At 71.0% G+C, this 15,502-nt stretch carries 16 protein-coding genes; 9 read left to right on the top strand and 7 right to left on the bottom strand.

All coding sequences use genetic code 11. The features are described 5' to 3' along the window. Nucleotides 1–27: 27 nt before the first annotated feature. A complete protein-coding gene (locus LRD69_RS20060; protein WP_277327926.1) occupies nucleotides 28–618 on the bottom strand; it encodes a hypothetical protein in 591 nt (196 codons plus the stop codon). Nucleotides 619–855: 237 nt separating this feature from the next. On the opposite strand from LRD69_RS20060, the gene LRD69_RS20065 reads away from it, so the two are divergent. The 4 genes from LRD69_RS20065 (at nucleotide 856) to LRD69_RS20080 (ending at nucleotide 5,216) form a co-directional block, all read left to right on the top strand. Beyond that, nucleotides 856–1,731: a bifunctional methylenetetrahydrofolate dehydrogenase/methenyltetrahydrofolate cyclohydrolase gene (locus LRD69_RS20065; RefSeq protein WP_277327927.1), complete on the top strand. Its 876-nt coding sequence runs from the start codon at nucleotides 856–858 to the stop codon at nucleotides 1,729–1,731. 29 nt (nucleotides 1,732–1,760) lie between these two features. Then, entirely contained in the window at nucleotides 1,761–2,459 is a 699-nt protein-coding gene (locus tag LRD69_RS20070) for a DUF3017 domain-containing protein (RefSeq protein ID WP_277327928.1), read from the top strand. A gap of 454 nt (nucleotides 2,460–2,913) precedes the next feature. Next, entirely contained in the window at nucleotides 2,914–4,041 is a 1,128-nt protein-coding gene (locus tag LRD69_RS20075) for an XRE family transcriptional regulator (RefSeq protein ID WP_277327929.1), read from the top strand. Between the two features lie 185 nt (nucleotides 4,042–4,226). Continuing rightward, nucleotides 4,227–5,216 (top strand): malate dehydrogenase, encoded by a 990-nt coding sequence (locus LRD69_RS20080; protein ID WP_277327930.1) that lies wholly within the window; start codon nucleotides 4,227–4,229, stop codon nucleotides 5,214–5,216. Nucleotides 5,217–5,290: 74 nt separating this feature from the next. Here the strand turns inward: LRD69_RS20080 and LRD69_RS20085 are convergent, their stop codons facing one another. Both LRD69_RS20085 and LRD69_RS20090 read right to left on the bottom strand, forming a co-directional pair. Beyond that, the gene (locus tag LRD69_RS20085) at nucleotides 5,291–6,019 is read right to left on the bottom strand and encodes an isocitrate lyase/phosphoenolpyruvate mutase family protein (RefSeq protein WP_277327931.1); all 729 of its coding nucleotides are present in this window, start codon (nucleotides 6,017–6,019) and stop codon (nucleotides 5,291–5,293) included. Between the two features lie 54 nt (nucleotides 6,020–6,073). After that, the gene (locus tag LRD69_RS20090) at nucleotides 6,074–6,586 is read right to left on the bottom strand and encodes a carboxymuconolactone decarboxylase family protein (RefSeq protein WP_277327932.1); all 513 of its coding nucleotides are present in this window, start codon (nucleotides 6,584–6,586) and stop codon (nucleotides 6,074–6,076) included. A gap of 47 nt (nucleotides 6,587–6,633) precedes the next feature. Between LRD69_RS20090 and LRD69_RS20095 the strand changes: the two genes are divergently transcribed. The 3 genes from LRD69_RS20095 to LRD69_RS20105 all read left to right on the top strand — a co-directional run bounded on the left by LRD69_RS20095 (nucleotide 6,634) and on the right by LRD69_RS20105 (nucleotide 9,654). Continuing rightward, nucleotides 6,634–8,037, top strand: coding sequence for a PLP-dependent aminotransferase family protein (locus tag LRD69_RS20095; protein ID WP_277327933.1), 1,404 nt, complete (start codon nucleotides 6,634–6,636; stop codon nucleotides 8,035–8,037). Nucleotides 8,038–8,184: 147 nt separating this feature from the next. Beyond that, entirely contained in the window at nucleotides 8,185–8,460 is a 276-nt protein-coding gene (locus LRD69_RS20100; RefSeq protein ID WP_277327934.1) for a hypothetical protein, read from the top strand. A 6-nt stretch (nucleotides 8,461–8,466) separates the two neighbouring features. Next, on the top strand, nucleotides 8,467–9,654 hold the full coding sequence (locus tag LRD69_RS20105) for a glutathionylspermidine synthase family protein (RefSeq protein ID WP_277327935.1): 1,188 nt from the start codon (nucleotides 8,467–8,469) through the stop codon (nucleotides 9,652–9,654). Between the two features lie 81 nt (nucleotides 9,655–9,735). Here LRD69_RS20105 and rocD read toward each other — a convergent pair whose 3' ends face one another. The 4 genes from rocD to LRD69_RS20125 form a co-directional block, all read right to left on the bottom strand. Beyond that, complete coding sequence (gene rocD / locus LRD69_RS20110; RefSeq protein ID WP_277327936.1) at nucleotides 9,736–10,941, bottom strand: ornithine--oxo-acid transaminase; 1,206 nt, start codon at nucleotides 10,939–10,941, stop codon at nucleotides 9,736–9,738. Nucleotides 10,942–11,053: 112 nt separating this feature from the next. Continuing rightward, entirely contained in the window at nucleotides 11,054–11,866 is an 813-nt protein-coding gene (locus LRD69_RS20115; RefSeq protein ID WP_277327937.1) for a hypothetical protein, read from the bottom strand. 166 nt (nucleotides 11,867–12,032) lie between these two features. Continuing rightward, entirely contained in the window at nucleotides 12,033–12,887 is an 855-nt protein-coding gene (locus LRD69_RS20120; protein ID WP_277327938.1) for a hypothetical protein, read from the bottom strand. Beyond that, nucleotides 12,880–13,449, bottom strand: a complete 570-nt coding sequence (locus tag LRD69_RS20125; RefSeq protein WP_277329804.1) for a sigma-70 family RNA polymerase sigma factor — start codon at nucleotides 13,447–13,449, stop codon at nucleotides 12,880–12,882. Before LRD69_RS20125 ends, LRD69_RS20120 begins: the two co-directional genes overlap by 8 nt. A 232-nt stretch (nucleotides 13,450–13,681) precedes the next feature. Here LRD69_RS20125 and trpS point away from each other — a divergent pair, with 232 nt between their 5' ends. Together trpS and LRD69_RS20135 are read left to right on the top strand one after the other, a co-directional pair. After that, nucleotides 13,682–14,695, top strand: a complete 1,014-nt coding sequence (gene trpS, locus LRD69_RS20130; RefSeq protein ID WP_277327939.1) for a tryptophan--tRNA ligase — start codon at nucleotides 13,682–13,684, stop codon at nucleotides 14,693–14,695. A gap of 112 nt (nucleotides 14,696–14,807) precedes the next feature. After that, nucleotides 14,808–15,398, top strand: coding sequence for a 2'-5' RNA ligase family protein (locus LRD69_RS20135; protein ID WP_277327940.1), 591 nt, complete (start codon nucleotides 14,808–14,810; stop codon nucleotides 15,396–15,398). Nucleotides 15,399–15,502 lie beyond the last annotated feature (104 nt).

Genomic DNA, 15,502 nt, shown 5'->3' on the forward strand with positions numbered 1-15,502 from the left:
GGCCGTCGCCGGCCGGCCCCGACCGGATCAGTACTGCGGCTGCTGCTGGCGGTTGAACCAGGCGCTGCCGTCGGCCCTCGCGACGAAGACGATGATCAGGATCGAGAGCACCGTGTGGACGAGACCGACCACGATGAACGGGTAGATGCCGAGCAGCGCGGTGATCGAGCCGAACACGATCGCGGTGACACGGATGCCATTGCCACCCTTGCCGAACTTCGCGGCGAGGAACACGGCCAGGACGCCCCACAGCAGGACGAGAACCGACAGGCCCCACAGCGCGCCGCCCGAGTAGTCCGCGAGCTGCTGGAACTGCACGTCGTCCTTGAGCGTCGCGTCGTTCTTGGCGGCGTTCACGGCCACGGCGGAGAGCACGAAGAGAATCGCACCGATCAGCTGGAAACCGGCGATCACGTAGAGCATGACGCGGGCCGCCTTCACGCCACCCGGCATCTCCAGCGGCCCGCCGAAGCCGGGACCGAACTGCTGGACGGGCGGGGCCTGCGGGTAGCCGTAGCCCTGCTGCGGCACGCCCTGCGGGGCCTGCTGGGGGTAGCCGTAGCCCGGCTGCCCGCCCTGCTGCTGGCCGTAGGGGTTGTTGGGGTCGCCGAAGCTCATGGCGAGATTCCTCCGTCGTCAAAGTGCGGGGACGATGCGGTCCGAGCGGAGGAAAGATGCGCAATCAGAACGGCCTGTCCCCCCGGCACTGCCCGCGATACTGCGCGGCTCATCGTCGTCTTGACATCGGGTTTTTGTCCAGTCGATTGCCGTATGTGTTGTGCAAGCGCAATCTGATGGCCATCGTGGGCACCCAGAATTGGTATGCGGGCGGGGTCATCCGCGAGGATGGGCACTATGACTGCCCAGATTCTCGATGGCAAGGCCACCGCAGCCGCGATCAAGTCCGATCTCACCGTCCGCGTGGCGGCCCTCAAGGCCCGGGGCATCACCCCTGGTCTCGGCACCCTGCTCGTCGGGGACGACCCGGGCAGCCGGTGGTACGTAAACGGAAAGCACCGTGACTGCGCGCAGGTCGGCATCGGCTCCATCCAGCGCGAACTCCCCGACACCGCCACCCAGGAGGAGATCGAGGACGTCGTACGGGAGCTCAACGACAACCCCGACTGCACGGGCTACATCGTGCAGCTCCCCCTTCCCAAGGGCATCGACACCAACCGTGTCCTGGAACTGATGGACCCGGCCAAGGACGCCGACGGTCTGCACCCGATGAACCTCGGCCGGCTCGTCCTCAACGAGACGGGCCCGCTGCCGTGCACCCCGCAGGGTGTCGTCCAGCTGCTCCGCCACCACGACGTCGAGATCAACGGCGCGCATGTCGTGGTCGTCGGCCGCGGTGTCACGATCGGCCGCTCGATCCCGCTGCTGCTGACCCGTAAGTCCGAGAACGCCACCGTCACCCAGTGCCACACCGGCACGCGTGACCTGTCCGCCCAGCTCAAGCAGGCCGACATCATCGTCGCCGCCGCGGGCTCGCCGCACATCATCAGGCCCGAGAACGTGAAGCCGGGCGCGGCCGTGCTCGACGTCGGTGTCAGCCGCGACGAGGACGGCAAGATCGTCGGCGATGTGCACCCCGGCGTGGCCGAGGTCGCTGCATGGATCTCCCCGAACCCGGGCGGTGTCGGCCCGATGACCCGCGCGCAGCTGCTCGTCAACGTGGTCGAGGCGGCAGAGCGGGACGCGGCTGCCGCGGCGTCCGTCGCCGACTGAGCCGACCGACCCGATCCGAAGGGAACCCCATGGGTGCTGGTACGAGTCCGGCAGACCCGGCCGCCGCGGCGGACCGGACGCTTCCGGTGCCGCCAGGTGCGGGCGCACGCGGCGCGGGCAGGGGTGCGCGTGTACCGGATGCGCCGGGTGAGGGCGTTGCCGCAGCGGTGGAGGGCCCCGGGGCCGAGGGGAAGGGCGTCCGGGGCCATGCCGCCGAGGGCCCGGACGCGGAACGCGCGGACGCAGAGGCCGCAGAGGCCGCGGACGCCGGGACCACGGCCCGCGGCTCGGACGGCAGTGACCCCGCCCCCGGCGGCGGTCCGCAGACCCGCCCGTCGCGGCGGTTCCCCTCGTTCACCCGGGACACCGCGCGACCCGAGGGCGGAGGCAGGGCGGCATCCGGGGACGCGCCCGCCCCGGCCCGTCAGTGGCCGCTGCTGGCTGTGCTCTGCACGGCCGGGATCGGCCTGCTGATCGTGGCGGTCAACCCCTTCGCCGAGGCCTTCAGGATCGGCACGATACTGATCGGTGTGGCCCTCATCGGTGGCGCCGTGCTGCGCTGCACGGTGGCCTCGGTGGGCATGCTGGCGGTCCGGTCCCGGTTCACCGACCTGGTGACGTACGGACTGCTGGGCGTTCTGATCGTGCTGCTCGCGCTCGTGGCGCAGCCCAAGCCGTGGCTGGACGTCCCGTTCCTGGAGCACGCGGTCCGCTTCACGATCCGCTGACTTCCGTACGGCTCCGGGCGCGCCGGGACGCATCACGGGCGGTGTCCGTCCCCTCCCCCGAGAAGGGACGGACACCTGCGGTCGGGGCCCCCAGGAGCGAAGTAGCCCCGGAATGTGGCTACTTGAGCCGCCTTGCCCCGACAGGATCCAGCCTCGTCGACGAGTGACGACGGTTCAAGGCGCCCTGGTGGCCTGTGGCACGGAAGTGACCATTCCGCCACGGTTGTGATCGCCGCGCAACGGTGACGGAACGCCGCGGCACCTGCCGGGCGGGGGGCGTGCGGCGGGGCACGCCGCATTCGTGAATGCCCCCGTGCGCTCTCATCCCGGGAACTGACCGCCTTCCTTTGCGCATCGTCCTGGGTAGTCCGAAACGGTGGACCGCCGTATCGGCACAGGGGGAACGGCAGGGCGGGGCGCAACAGGCGCGTTCGGGGGAACTGAGGGGGAAGTGATGCCTCGTTGGAAGGCGCTACCGGATGAACTCGACCCGCAGGTAAGGGAGTTCGCCGGTCAGCTGCGCAGACTCATCGACCGCAGCGGGCTGGGCGTCGCCGCGGTGGCCGACCGCACGGGCTACAGCAGGACGTCGTGGGAGCGCTATCTGAACGGACGGCTGCTCGCGCCGAGAGGGGCGATCGTCGCACTCGCCGAGGCCACGGGCACCGACCAGGTGCATCTGACCACCATGTGGGAGCTGGCGGAGCGGGCCTGGTGCCGTGCCGAGATGCGTCACGACATGACGATGGAGGGCATCCGGATAGCCCAGGCGCGGGCGGCGCTCGGCGAGTTCGGACCGGCCCCGGCGGACAGTGGCGGGAGCCGCCGGTCCGCCGCCGTGACGGACATGGGCCTGGACGCGGGTGCGGTCGACGGGGGCCGCGCACCGTCCGCACCGACGCAGCGGGGGAACGTGCCGCTCGTGCCGCGGCAGCCACCGGCTCGCCCGGGTGCCGCAGACGCGGCCGGTCGTGCGGACGGGCAGGCGAACGGGTACGCAGGTGGGTACGGACCCGGCGCCGGCGTGCAGCCACCGCAGGCACAACTCGGCGACGGGCGGCGGGAGCGGGCCGACCGCCGCAAGCGGACCGTCATCCTCGCCGGCGCGGTGGGCGCCCTGCTGGTGATGGCCGCTGCGGTACTCCTGACCGGCCTCGGCGACGACGACAAGAAGCCCGGCGCCACCTCGTCCCCCTCCACGTCACCGTCACCGACGGCCGGCACGCCCGGGCTGTCGGCCGGCGTCAAGTGCAGCGGCGCCGACTGCACGGGACAGGACCCGGAGAAGATGGGGTGCGGTGGCCGGTTCGCCCGTACGGTCTCCAGCGTCACCGTCGGCGGAAGCCTTGTCGAGGTGCGCTACAGCGAGACGTGCGGCGCGGCGTGGGGCCGTATCACCGACGCCACGCCGGGCGACACGGTGCGGATTTCCGGAGGCGGCGTCGCGGGGCGGGACGGCACGGTGGAGACGGACACCGACGCGTACACCCCCATGATCGCCGTGAAGAAGGCCACGGACGCCAAGGCCTGCGCCGTGCTCGCCGCCGGCACGAAGGGGTGCACCACCGCTGCGGCCGAATGAACGAGGGAGCGCGGGTCGTGGTGAGCGCTGCGTGACCGGTTGTGTGCGGTGCCACAGGGGGGTGGGCGGCCGGGAGGTCCCGGGTCGGATAGCCTGATCGCTGGATATCTCTTCACATCAAGATTCAGGGATGTCCAGCACCAGGGGCAGGGACCCCCACCGCCAGCTGTCTAACGGAGATCGCCATGACCCGCACTCCCGTGAATGTCACCGTGACCGGCGCAGCCGGCCAGATCGGCTACGCGCTGCTCTTCCGCATCGCCTCCGGCCACCTGCTCGGCCCGGACGTGCCGGTCAACCTGCGTCTCCTGGAGATCCCGCAGGGTCTGAAGGCCGCCGAGGGCACCGCGATGGAGCTCGACGACTGCGCCTTCCCGCTGCTGCGCAACATCGAGATCACGGACGACGCCAACGTCGGCTTCGCCGGTGCGAACGTCGCCCTGCTCGTCGGCGCCCGCCCCCGCACGAAGGGCATGGAGCGCGGCGACCTGCTCTCCGCCAACGGCGGCATCTTCAAGCCGCAGGGCAAGGCCATCAACGACAACGCCGCGGACGACATCAAGGTCCTCGTCGTCGGCAACCCGGCCAACACCAACGCCCTCATCGCGCAGGCCGCCGCCCCCGACGTACCGGCCGAGCGCTTCACCGCGATGACCCGCCTGGACCACAACCGCGCGATCTCGCAGCTGGCCGCCAAGACCGGTGCCGCCGTCTCCGACATCAAGAAGCTGACGATCTGGGGCAACCACTCGGCGACCCAGTACCCGGACATCTTCCACGCGGAGATCGCGGGCAAGAACGCCGCCGAGCTCGTCAACGACGAGGCGTGGCTGGCCGACACCTTCATCCCGACCGTCGCCAAGCGCGGCGCCGCGATCATCGAGGCCCGTGGCGCGTCCTCGGCGGCCTCGGCCGCCAACGCCGCCATCGACCACGTGTACACCTGGGTGAACGGCACCGCCGAGGGCGACTGGACCTCGATGGGTATTCCGTCGGACGGCTCCTACGGCGTGCCCGAGGGCCTCATCTCGTCCTTCCCGGTCACCACGAAGGACGGCAAGTACGAGATCGTCCAGGGCCTCGACATCAACGAGTTCTCCCGTGCGCGCATCGACGCGTCGGTGCAGGAGCTCGCCGAGGAGCGCGACGCGGTGCGCGAGCTCGGCCTGATCTGATCCGTACGCCTCACGCGTACACCACCGCCCCCGGCAGCAGGCGCTTCCGGGGGCGGTGGCGTAAGCGGCGCCGGCTACCCCGCGTACAGCCGGTCGGCGATCTCCCCTACGCCTGCCATGGCCTGGCGCTGCAGACCGGGGCCGAACGTGACCCGGGTGGCCCCCAGCTCGCCGAGGCGGCGCGGGGCCGGGCCGTCCGGCGCGGCCAGCACGTTGAGCGGGGCCGGGACAGCGGCGGCCAGGCGGGGAATGGCGTCGGGCGGTGCGGCAATCGGATAGACACAGTCCGCGCCCGCTGCCACATACAGCCGGGCGCGGGCGATCGTCTCCGTCTCCGGGTCCGTACCGGTCGGTGCGCTGCATACGTACGTATCGACGCGCGCATTGATGAAGAGGCGATCGCCCGCCACTGCCCGTACCTCCGCCAGCCGGTCCGCCTGCTGCTGCGGATCCAGAAGGGCGCCGTCCGCCGCGTCCTCCAGATTGCAGCCGACCGCACCGGCGTCGAGGAGGCGCTCCACGAGTTCCTTCGGTGGCAGCCCATAACCGGCCTCGATGTCCGCCGACACGGGGACGGGAACGGCCCGCGCGATCCGGGCCACGGCCGCGAACATCTCGGCTGCCGGCGTCGCCCCGTCCTTGTACCCGAGCGAGGCGGCGATCCCGGCGCTCGGTGTGGCGAGCGCCGGGAAACCAGCGTCGGCGAAGACCCGGGCGCTTGCGGCGTCCCACGGGCCCGGGAGGACCAGGGGCTCGCCGGGGGTGCGGCCGTGGTGCAGGTCGCGGAAGGCGGACACGGTCATCGCGGGGCTCCTGGAGGGGGCGTAGGACGGCAGGATCACGTCGCTCGATCCGGATCAGTGCTTGATGCCGCCGGGAGTGTAGTGACCGGGGGCCATGCGGGTGGTCACACCGAACCGGTTCCAGGCGTTGATCACCGTGATGGCTGCGATCAGCTGGGCCAGCTCGGCCTCCTCGAAGTGCTTTGCGGCCTTCTCGTACACCTCGTCCGGCACGAACCCGTCGGTCAGGACCGTCACGGCCTCCGTCAGCTCGATCGCAGCGATCTCCTTCTCCGTGTAGAAGTGCTGCGACTCCTCCCACGCACCGAGCTGGATGATCCGCTCGACGGACTCGCCCGCCGCGAGTGCGTCCTTGCTGTGCATGTCGAGGCAGAACGCGCAGTGGTTCAGCTGCGAGGCGCGGATCTTCACCAGCTCGAGCAGGACCGGATCGAGACCTCTACGGGCCGCCGCGTCCAGCCTGACCATGGCCTTGTAGACATCGGGGGCGAGCTGGGCCCAGTGCAGGCGGGGGCTGTGCTCGGGGGCGCGGTCGGAGGTCGGGTGGCTGTGTTCGTTCGTCGTCATGCCCACGACGCTACGGGGCGGATGACACACGAGTATGGTCCATTTCCATGACAGATTCCTGGGCCACTTTCGGGGCCGACCTGCATATCGACCCGGCCGGTGCGGCGGGGCTGCGGGCCGGGCTGATGGACGCGCTGCGGGAGGCCGTACGGACCGGGCGGCTGACGCCCGGGACCCGGCTTCCGTCGTCCCGTACGCTCGCCGCCGACCTCGGGATCGCCCGGAACACCGTGGCCGACGCCTACGCCGAACTGGTCGCCGAGGGGTGGCTCACCGCCCGGCAGGGTTCCGGCACCAGGGTCGCGCAGCGCGCCGAGCCACGCCGGGCGGCCACGACGGCGCCACGGTCCCGGCCGGTGCGGCGCAGGCCCGCCTACAGCCTGACGGCTGGGTCGCCCGACCTCTCGACGTTTCCGCGCGCCGACTGGCTCAAGGCGGCCCGGCGAGCCCTGACCGCCGCACCCAACGACGCCTTCGGATACGGCGATCCGCGCGGGCGCATCGAGCTGCGCACCGTACTGGCCGGCTATCTGGCGCGGGCGCGCGGTGTCCATGCGGACCCGGAGACGATCGTGATCTGCTCCGGCTTCGTCCACGGTCTGATGCTGATGGGGAAGGTTCTGCGGCAGCGGCGGGTGCGGGAGGTGGCCGTCGAGTCGTACGGACTGGACGTGCACGGGAACCTGCTCAGGGAGGCCGGACTGCGCACCCCCTGCCTGCCGCTCGACCTGCTCGGTTCCCGGACCGGGGAGCTGGCGGGGATGCGCGGGGTGGGTGCGGTGCTGCTGACGCCCGCGCACCAGTTCCCGACGGGGGTACCGCTCCATCCGGACCGGCGGGCCGCGGCGGTCGACTGGGCGCGCGGTGCGGGCGGACTGATCCTGGAGGACGACTACGACGGGGAGTTCCGCTACGACCGGCAGCCGGTCGGTGCCCTGCAGGGCCTCGACCCGGAGCGGGTCGTGTACATGGGGACGTCCAGCAAGTCCCTGGCGCCGGGGCTGCGGCTGGCCTGGATGGTGCTGCCGCACGGGCTGGTGGGCGAGGTGGCCGAGGCCAAGGGGGAGGTCGACTGGGCATCGAGCGCACTGGACCAGCTGACGCTCGCGGAGTTCATCGAGTCCGGTGCTTACGACCGTCATGTGCGCTCGATGCGGCTGCGCTACCGGCGCCGCCGCGACCAGCTGGTCGCGGCGCTCGCGGAACGGGCCCCCGCCCTGCACGTCAGCGGGATCGCCGCCGGACTGCACGCCGTACTCGAACTTCCCGAAGGCACCGAACGATCGGTGATCCAGGCCGCCGCCTGGCAGGGGCTGGCTCTGGAGGGCCTGTCCCGCTTCCGGCATGCGGACGCCGAGCCGGGCGGCGACGCCCTGGTCATCGGCTACGGCGCCCCGACGGACAGTGCGTGGACCGGCGCCCTGGAGGCACTCTGCCGCGTACTTCCGTAAGGACCGGCACCGGTACAGACCGTCCGCGGAGCACACGGGCGCTCTGCATGGACGCTCTGCACACCACCCGGTGCACACCGCTCCGAGCCGCCCTCTAATCTGACGATCGGCTTTATGGCGTGAACCGGACGACGGGGGAGAAGAAACATGGCCAAGCGCAGGGTGAGGTCGAGCACGGTGGTGCTCGGCTCCATGGGAGTTCTCGCGGCGACGATCACCTCCTGTGGCTCGGAACCGGACAAGCGGTGCGTGGACCCGGTCACGCACTCCAAGCTGCCGAGCTACGAGTGCAAGAGCAGCAGCGGCAAGGGCGACTACTACTACGGCGGCAGCTCCAAGGGCAGCAAGGTCCAAGGCGGCAGCTTCGACAAGTCCGCCGTCGACCGCGGCGGCTTCGGCTGCTCCGGTACGGCCGGCGGCTGAGCGGTCATGGAACGTCGCACCACCGAACCGCGCCCCGGCTGGCAGGAGATCGTCGAGGAGCAGGGGATCGTCTATCCGCTGACCCGCTACCCGGACGGATCGCTGCGCCCCTACTGGGACGAGAGCGCCTACTACGTCTTCTCGCTGCCCGAGGTCGAGGCGCTGGAGGACGTCGTCGAGGAACTGCACGCGATGTGCCTGGCCGCCGCCGCGCATATCGTCGAGCAGGGCCGCTTCGCCGATCTCGGCATCACCGACCGGCGACTGGTCGCCCTGATCTCCGAGTCCTGGCACCGCCGCGCCGAACTGCCTTCCCTGTACGGCCGGTTCGACCTGCGCTACGACGGAACCGGTCCGGCGAAGATGCTGGAGTACAACGCCGACACCCCCACCTCACTCGTGGAGGCCGCCAGCGCCCAGTGGTTCTGGATGGAGGACCGCTTCCCGGACGCCGACCAGTGGAACTCCCTTCATGAACGTCTCGTCGCCGCATGGAAGCGGCAGGCCGCACTGCTGCCGCCGGGACCGCTGCACTTCGCCCACTCAGAGGGGGACGAACTCGGCGAGGACCTGATGACGGTCGCGTATCTGCGCGAGACCGCCGAACAGGCCGGGATCGATACGGAGGCGCTCTCCATCGAGCAGATCGGCTGGGACCGCCTGACCGGACGGTTCGTCGACGCCCGGCTCCGCTTCATCCGCAGCTGCTTCAAGCTCTACCCGTGGGAGTGGCTGGCGACCGACCGCTTCGGCCCCCATGTCCTGGACACCCTCGACAACGGCGGCGGTACGGGCACCACCTGCTGGATCGAGCCCGCCTGGAAGATGCTCCTCTCCAACAAGGCGCTGCTGGCCATCCTCTGGGAGCTCTATCCGGGGCACCCGAATCTCCTGCCCTCCTATCTCGACGGCCCCCGCGAACTGGCCGGGGACGGTGGCGCCGGCTATGTCGCCAAGCCACTGCTCGGCCGTGAGGGCGCCGGTGTCACGATTCATGAGCCGGGCAGCCCCGCGGTGCTGCGCGACGAAGCGTGCTGCTACCAGGAACTGGCCCCGCTGCCGGATCTCGACGGCAACCGTGCCGTGCTCGGCGCATGGGTCGTCGAGGACGAAGCAGCCGGGCTCGGCATCCGGGAATCGGCGGGGCTCGTCACGGACGAGTACGCACGCTTCCTGCCCCACGTCATCCTGTAGCGGGCTGCCGCTGAGTCCTGCCGGACCGGTGGGGCCAGGGAGCGGCTGCGGGCCCCGCAGCCGCTCCCTGGCCCGGCTCCGTCACCCCCGCAGTACTTCGCGGAGTTGTTCGAGGCCCCAGTCCAGATCCTCCTTGCTGATCACCAGGGGCGGGGCGATCCGGATCGTGGAGCCGTGGGTGTCCTTGACCAGCACCCGGCGGTCCATCAGCTTCTCGGAGATCTCCCGGCCCGTGCCGTGGCGCGGAGCGATGTCGATGCCCGCCCACAGCCCGCGGCCCCGCACCGCGTCCACCGCGCCGCCGCCCACCAGCAGCCCCAGCTCCTGGTGAAGGTGGTCGCCCAACTCCTTCGCCCGCTGCTGATATTCGCCGGTGCGCAGCATCGCGATGACCTCCAGTGCGACCGCGCAGGCGAGTGGGTTGCCGCCGAACGTCGAGCCGTGCTCACCGGGCCGGTACACCCCGAGCACGGCGGCCGACGAGACGACGGCCGACACCGGCACCACACCCCCGCCCAGCGCCTTGCCGAGCACATACATGTCCGGCACGACGCCCTCGTGCTCACAGGCGAACGTCCTGCCCGTCCGGCCCAGCCCCGACTGGATCTCGTCCGCGATGAACAGCACATCCCGCTCGCGGGTCATCTCACGCACCTGGGGGAGATAACCGGACGGCGGCACCAGCACCCCGGCCTCACCCTGGATCGGCTCCAGCAGCACCGCCACGGTGTTCTCCGTCATGGCCGCACGCATCGCGGTCAGGTCCCCGTACGGCACGATCTCGAACCCGGGGGTGTACGGGCCGAAGTCCGCCCGTGCCTCCTGATCCGTGGAGAAGCTGATGACGGTCGTCGTCCGGCCGTGGAAGTTGTTCGACGCAACAATGATCTTCGCCATGCCGTCCGGGACGCCCTTGACGCGGTAGCCCCACTTGCGGGCAGTCTTCACTGCGGTCTCCACGGCCTCCGCCCCGGTGTTCATGGGCAGCACCATCTCCATGTCGCACAACTCGGCGAGCTGCGTGCAGAAGTCGGCGAACCGGTCGTGGTGGAAGGCGCGCGAGGTCAGCGTCACCCTGTCCAGCTGCGCTTTGGCCGCGTCGATCAGGCGCCGGTTGCCGTGGCCGAAGTTGAGCGCCGAGTAGCCGGCGAGCATGTCGAGGTAGCGCCGGCCCTCGATATCGGTCATCCAGGCGCCTTCCGCCGAGGCGACGACGACCGGAAGCGGATGGTAGTTGTGTGCGCTGTGCGCCTCGGCGGAGGCGATGGCGGTTTCCCTGGTCGACACGGGATCTCCGTTCGTCGTGCGGCGTGGGCCGGGGTGGTGCCCACTTTGTATCGTCGGTCGGATCTCCGGGGAGGAAACCTTCAATTAACGGCGCGCCCGTGAGTTTGCGCAGTCAGAGGTCCAGGAGCTGCTGACGTGGGCCGGTCTCGCGGCCACCCCGGCCTCCGCCGTCCTCGCCACCACCGCCCCGGCGGGCCGCCAGGGGCCGCAGGGCCAGAGCGAGCGCCGCCCCCGCCACCACCCCGGGCAGGGCCCACCACACGCCGTCGAAGCGGCCGGCGGAGCCGGCGGCCCTGGCTGTGTCCGCGGAAGCCGACGCGGGAGCGGACGAGGAAGTCTCCGGTTCCGATGCGAGGCCGGCCAACGGGTCCGCCGGGGCGGACATCTTCGCGTTCCCCCAGGCCTGCGGGAACACCCTCGCGTACGCGTCCTCGTAGCTTCTCTTCCCCATCAGCCCGAGCTCCGTGAACAGCTTGACCAGCTTCGCCGGATTCTGCGCCCGGTGCCAGTACCCGCGGTAGGTATAGGGGACTTCGGAGGCCGTGTGTATCCATACGGTGTCCGGATCGTCGCCGGGGAAGACGCGGTCGGTCCGCATCGGCTCCATGTCCAGGACCATCCAGGTCACATTGATCTGCCGGGTCCCCATCGCCGCGTCCACGCTCTGCGGTCGCTGCTTGGCGCCCTTTCCGGCCGGGCCCAGCAAAGCCTCCAGCTCGGCATACCTCGGATCCGAGACGGAGAGTGCGGTCACCTCCCCGCTCTCGGGCGAAGAGACGAGGACGGTCGTCGACCCGCCGGCCACCGCATTCGGCGCGAGGCAGAGACCCAGCCCCCACACCACGGCCAGCACGGCCGACTGCCGCAGGAACCGGGCCCCCGGCCACCGCCCGAACCGGCCCTCGTGCCGTTGCACGGAACGCACCCACGATCCTCGCGTGAACAGGCTTCCCGGCTTTCGCATGACGTCCCCCCTTGCGCTGTCGCACTCTGCGGTACGGCCCGTCCGTACCGCGTCACCTCTGATACACCGCTCAGGCCCCGCTGGTTCCGCTCCGGCGCCCACCGATCCCGGAGCCGTCGATCCCGGTCTATCGGTCGCCGGTCCGCCCGAGCGCGGACCGGGCGACCGTGCGGGCCCGCTCCCGCGCATCCAAGCCCTCCAGCCGCAGTGTCAGCCGCTCGCCCTGGACCCACAACAGCGTGGGCCCGGCCGTCCGTTGGGACCGCGTCCACCGGATGCCGTCCCCGTCGACCATGCCGAAGCGCAGCACATGCGGCCGGGCGAACCACAGCCCGTCCACCCGGCCGCCGTGGCCGTCGTCGATCTTCAGCCACTCCGGCTGCTCCCGCACCTGCTTCGTGAAGTACGGGTCCAGGGCCGACAAGAACTCGTCGACCCGCACCGTCCTTCCGTCCTCCCGCCAGCACAGGGTGACCATCGACCGGCCCTCCGGCAGCCCCGTCACGGCCACCGTCTGCGGTGCGCCGAGCGCGGTCGGCACGACCGGCCGGAAACCCGACCGCCGCGCCGCCTCCGACAGCGTCACGGGGGTGCCGCAGCCCGGCACCGGCGCGCCCGGCCGCTCGGGGGCCGGCGCGGACGGGTCGTACCGCACATCGACCCCGCCGAAGTCGAACCAGTCCGCGACCGTCGCCCGCACCGGCGGCGTCAGTACCAGCACGACCAGGACCCCCGAGAGGGCCGCGACCAGCAGGCGGACCCGTCTGCGCACCCACGCCCCGGCCCGCTCCAGCCGCCCCGGAGGTACGGGCACCGGCACCGGGACCGCCTCCGCGACGATCTGCGCCAGCACCCGCTCGGCCATCGTCAGCCCGTCGCTCTGCGTATCCCGCTCCGGCACATCCATCCCGCGCCCCAGTGCCAGCAGCTCCGCCCGCAGGCGCGCCCGGTCATCGCCACGCCGCCGGTCCGCGTCACTCATGCCCCTCACCCCCTTCCGCCCCTCGCCCGTCCGCAGTCGTCCCGAGCTTCTTCTCCAGCTTCTTCAGCGCGCGGTTCAGCCGGGACTTCACTGTCCCCCGCGGCCAGCCCAGCGCCTGTGCCGTCTCCGCCTCGTCCATCTCCAGCAGGTAGCGGTACGTGACGACCCGGCGGTGCTCCTCGCTCAGCTCGCCGAGCGCGGCCGTCAGCAGCGTCCGCTGCTCGTTCGTGAGCGCCGCCACCGCCGGATCCGCCGACTCCGGTATCACCGGATCGGCACCCTGGAACAGCGCCTCGCGCCCGGCCACCGCCCGCGCCCGTCCCGCAGACCGGACTGTGTTCCTCGTCTCATTCACCACGATCCGCAGCAGCCAGGGCCGGAACGCCGCCCCCTCCCGGAAACGGCCCAGCGACTGATACGCCTTGAAAAACGCGGACTGCACCACGTCCTCCGCGTCGGCCCCCGCCCCGAAAGCGACCGCGGCGCGCAGGGCGACGCCCGTGTGGGCGCGCACCAGCTGCGCGTACGCCTCCGCCTCCCCGGCGCGCACACGTGCGATCACCGCGGCCTCGTCCTCGGCCGGCGCTCTCGCCGCCGCCTCGGCCCGAGTCCCGGCCTGCTGCCCGGTCCGTCCCTCGACCTGCCCCTCGGCACGCCCGAGAGCGCGGTCCGCACCCTCGTCGTCGACGGCGCAGCCCCCCTCCCGGCCCCCGTGCAGGGCCCCCTCCTGCGTCCTCACACCTTTCATACACCGGCTGCCGGAGATCGGTTCCGTACCTGAGACAATGAGTTTCATGGCCTCTGAACGCCCTCGCGTGCTCTCCGGAATCCAGCCCACCGCAGGCTCGTTCCACCTCGGCAACTACCTTGGCGCGGTCCGCCAGTGGGTGGCGCTGCAGGAGTCCCACGACGCCTTCTACATGGTCGTGGACCTGCATGCGATCACCGTTCCGCAGGACCCCGCCGAGCTGCGTGCGAACACCCGGCTCGCTGCCGCACAACTGCTCGCCGCCGGACTCGAACCGGAGCGCTGCACGCTCTTCGTCCAGAGCCACGTCCCCGAGCACGCCCAGCTCGGCTGGGTGATGAACTGCCTCACCGGCTTCGGCGAGGCGTCCCGGATGACGCAGTTCAAGGACAAGTCCGCGAAGCAGGGCGCCGACCGGGCCACCGTCGGCCTCTTCACCTACCCGGTCCTCCAGGTCGCCGACATCCTGCTGTACCAGGCGAACCAGGTCCCGGTGGGCGAGGACCAGCGCCAGCACATCGAGCTCACCCGCGACCTCGCCACGCGTTTCAACGGCCGGTTCGGCGAGACCTTCACCATCCCGGATCCGTACATCCTCAAGGAGACGGCGAAGATCTTCGACCTTCAGGACCCGTCGTCGAAGATGAGCAAGTCGACGGCCAACCCGAAGGGGCTGATCAACCTCCTCGACGAACCGAAGACCACGGCCAAGAAGGTCAAGAGCGCGGTCACCGACACGGACACGGTCATCCGGTACGACGTCGAGAACAAGCCGGGCATCAGCAACCTCCTGACCGTCTACTCCACGCTCACCGGAACCCGTATCGCGGATCTGGAGCAGAAGTACGAGGGCAAGGGCTACGGTGCGTTGAAGACCGACCTCGCAGAGGTCATGGTCGAGTTCGTCACACCGTTCCGGACCCGCACCCAGGAATATCTCGACGACCCGGAGTCGCTGGACTCGATCCTGGCCAAGGGGGCGGAGAAGGCCCGGGCGGTGGCCGCCGAGACCCTCGCGCTGACCTACGACCGGATGGGCTTTCTGCCTGCGAAGCACTGAGTCCAAGGACCCTGGCGGGATGGCGGCCGCAGGCGGCACACTGGCGACGGGAAACAGATCCCGGTGACGACGTGAAGCCGTCCACCGACCTTCGAGGATTGAGGAGAACGACGTGGGGACCGTAACGCTCGGCGTTTCGATCGCGGTCCCGGAGCCCTACGGCAGCCTGCTCCAGGAGCGGCGCGCGAGCTTCGGGGACCCTGCCGCATACGGCATTCCCACGCACGTCACCCTTCTCCCGCCGACCGAGGCGGAGGCGGCCGACCTGCCCGCGGTCGAACGGCATCTCGCCGGGATCGCGACGGGCAGCCGGCCCTTCCCGATGAGGCTGTCCGGCACGGGGACCTTCCGGCCCCTGTCACCGGTCGTCTACGTCCAGGTCGTCGAGGGCGCGTCGGCCTGCGCCTGGCTGCAGAAGCGGGTGCGGGACGCGTCCGGCCCGCTGGTGCGCGAGCTGCAGTTCCCGTACCACCCGCATGTGACCGTGGCGCACGACATCGCCGAGGAGGCGATGGACCGGGCGTACCAGGAGCTCTCCGACTACGAGGCGTCCTGGACGTGCGCTTCCTTCGCGCTGTACGAGCAGGGCGCGGACGCGGTCTGGCGCAAGATCAACGAGTTTGCGTTCGGGGCCGGGGACGGCGCGCCGGCCGTGCCCGCGCAGGGCGGCAGCTCCGTGGACGAGCCGTCCCTGCACCCCTGAGCCGGCAGGCACCGTAGCGGGTCCGCCGGGCCGTGTGCCGTAGCAGAACCGCTCGGAGGGGGCCCGTGACGGAGCCCCTCGAGCCCCCGAGCCGCGACGCGGCC

This window comes from Streptomyces sp. JH14, from assembly GCF_029428675.1.
Classification (GTDB): Bacteria; Actinomycetota; Actinomycetes; order Streptomycetales; family Streptomycetaceae; genus Streptomyces.

Coding starts and splice junctions, on each gene's coding strand:
- LRD69_RS20060 (WP_277327926.1), bottom strand. CDS start 618: ATGAGCTTCGGCGACCCCAACAACCCCTACGGCCAGCAGCAGGGCGGG.
- LRD69_RS20065 (WP_277327927.1), top strand. CDS start 856: ATGACTGCCCAGATTCTCGATGGCAAGGCCACCGCAGCCGCGATCAAG.
- LRD69_RS20070 (WP_277327928.1), top strand. CDS start 1,761: ATGGGTGCTGGTACGAGTCCGGCAGACCCGGCCGCCGCGGCGGACCGG.
- LRD69_RS20075 (WP_277327929.1), top strand. CDS start 2,914: ATGCCTCGTTGGAAGGCGCTACCGGATGAACTCGACCCGCAGGTAAGG.
- LRD69_RS20080 (WP_277327930.1), top strand. CDS start 4,227: ATGACCCGCACTCCCGTGAATGTCACCGTGACCGGCGCAGCCGGCCAG.
- LRD69_RS20085 (WP_277327931.1), bottom strand. CDS start 6,019: ATGACCGTGTCCGCCTTCCGCGACCTGCACCACGGCCGCACCCCCGGC.
- LRD69_RS20090 (WP_277327932.1), bottom strand. CDS start 6,586: ATGACGACGAACGAACACAGCCACCCGACCTCCGACCGCGCCCCCGAG.
- LRD69_RS20095 (WP_277327933.1), top strand. CDS start 6,634: ATGACAGATTCCTGGGCCACTTTCGGGGCCGACCTGCATATCGACCCG.
- LRD69_RS20100 (WP_277327934.1), top strand. CDS start 8,185: ATGGCCAAGCGCAGGGTGAGGTCGAGCACGGTGGTGCTCGGCTCCATG.
- LRD69_RS20105 (WP_277327935.1), top strand. CDS start 8,467: ATGGAACGTCGCACCACCGAACCGCGCCCCGGCTGGCAGGAGATCGTC.
- LRD69_RS20120 (WP_277327938.1), bottom strand. CDS start 12,887: ATGAGTGACGCGGACCGGCGGCGTGGCGATGACCGGGCGCGCCTGCGG.
- trpS (WP_277327939.1), top strand. CDS start 13,682: ATGGCCTCTGAACGCCCTCGCGTGCTCTCCGGAATCCAGCCCACCGCA.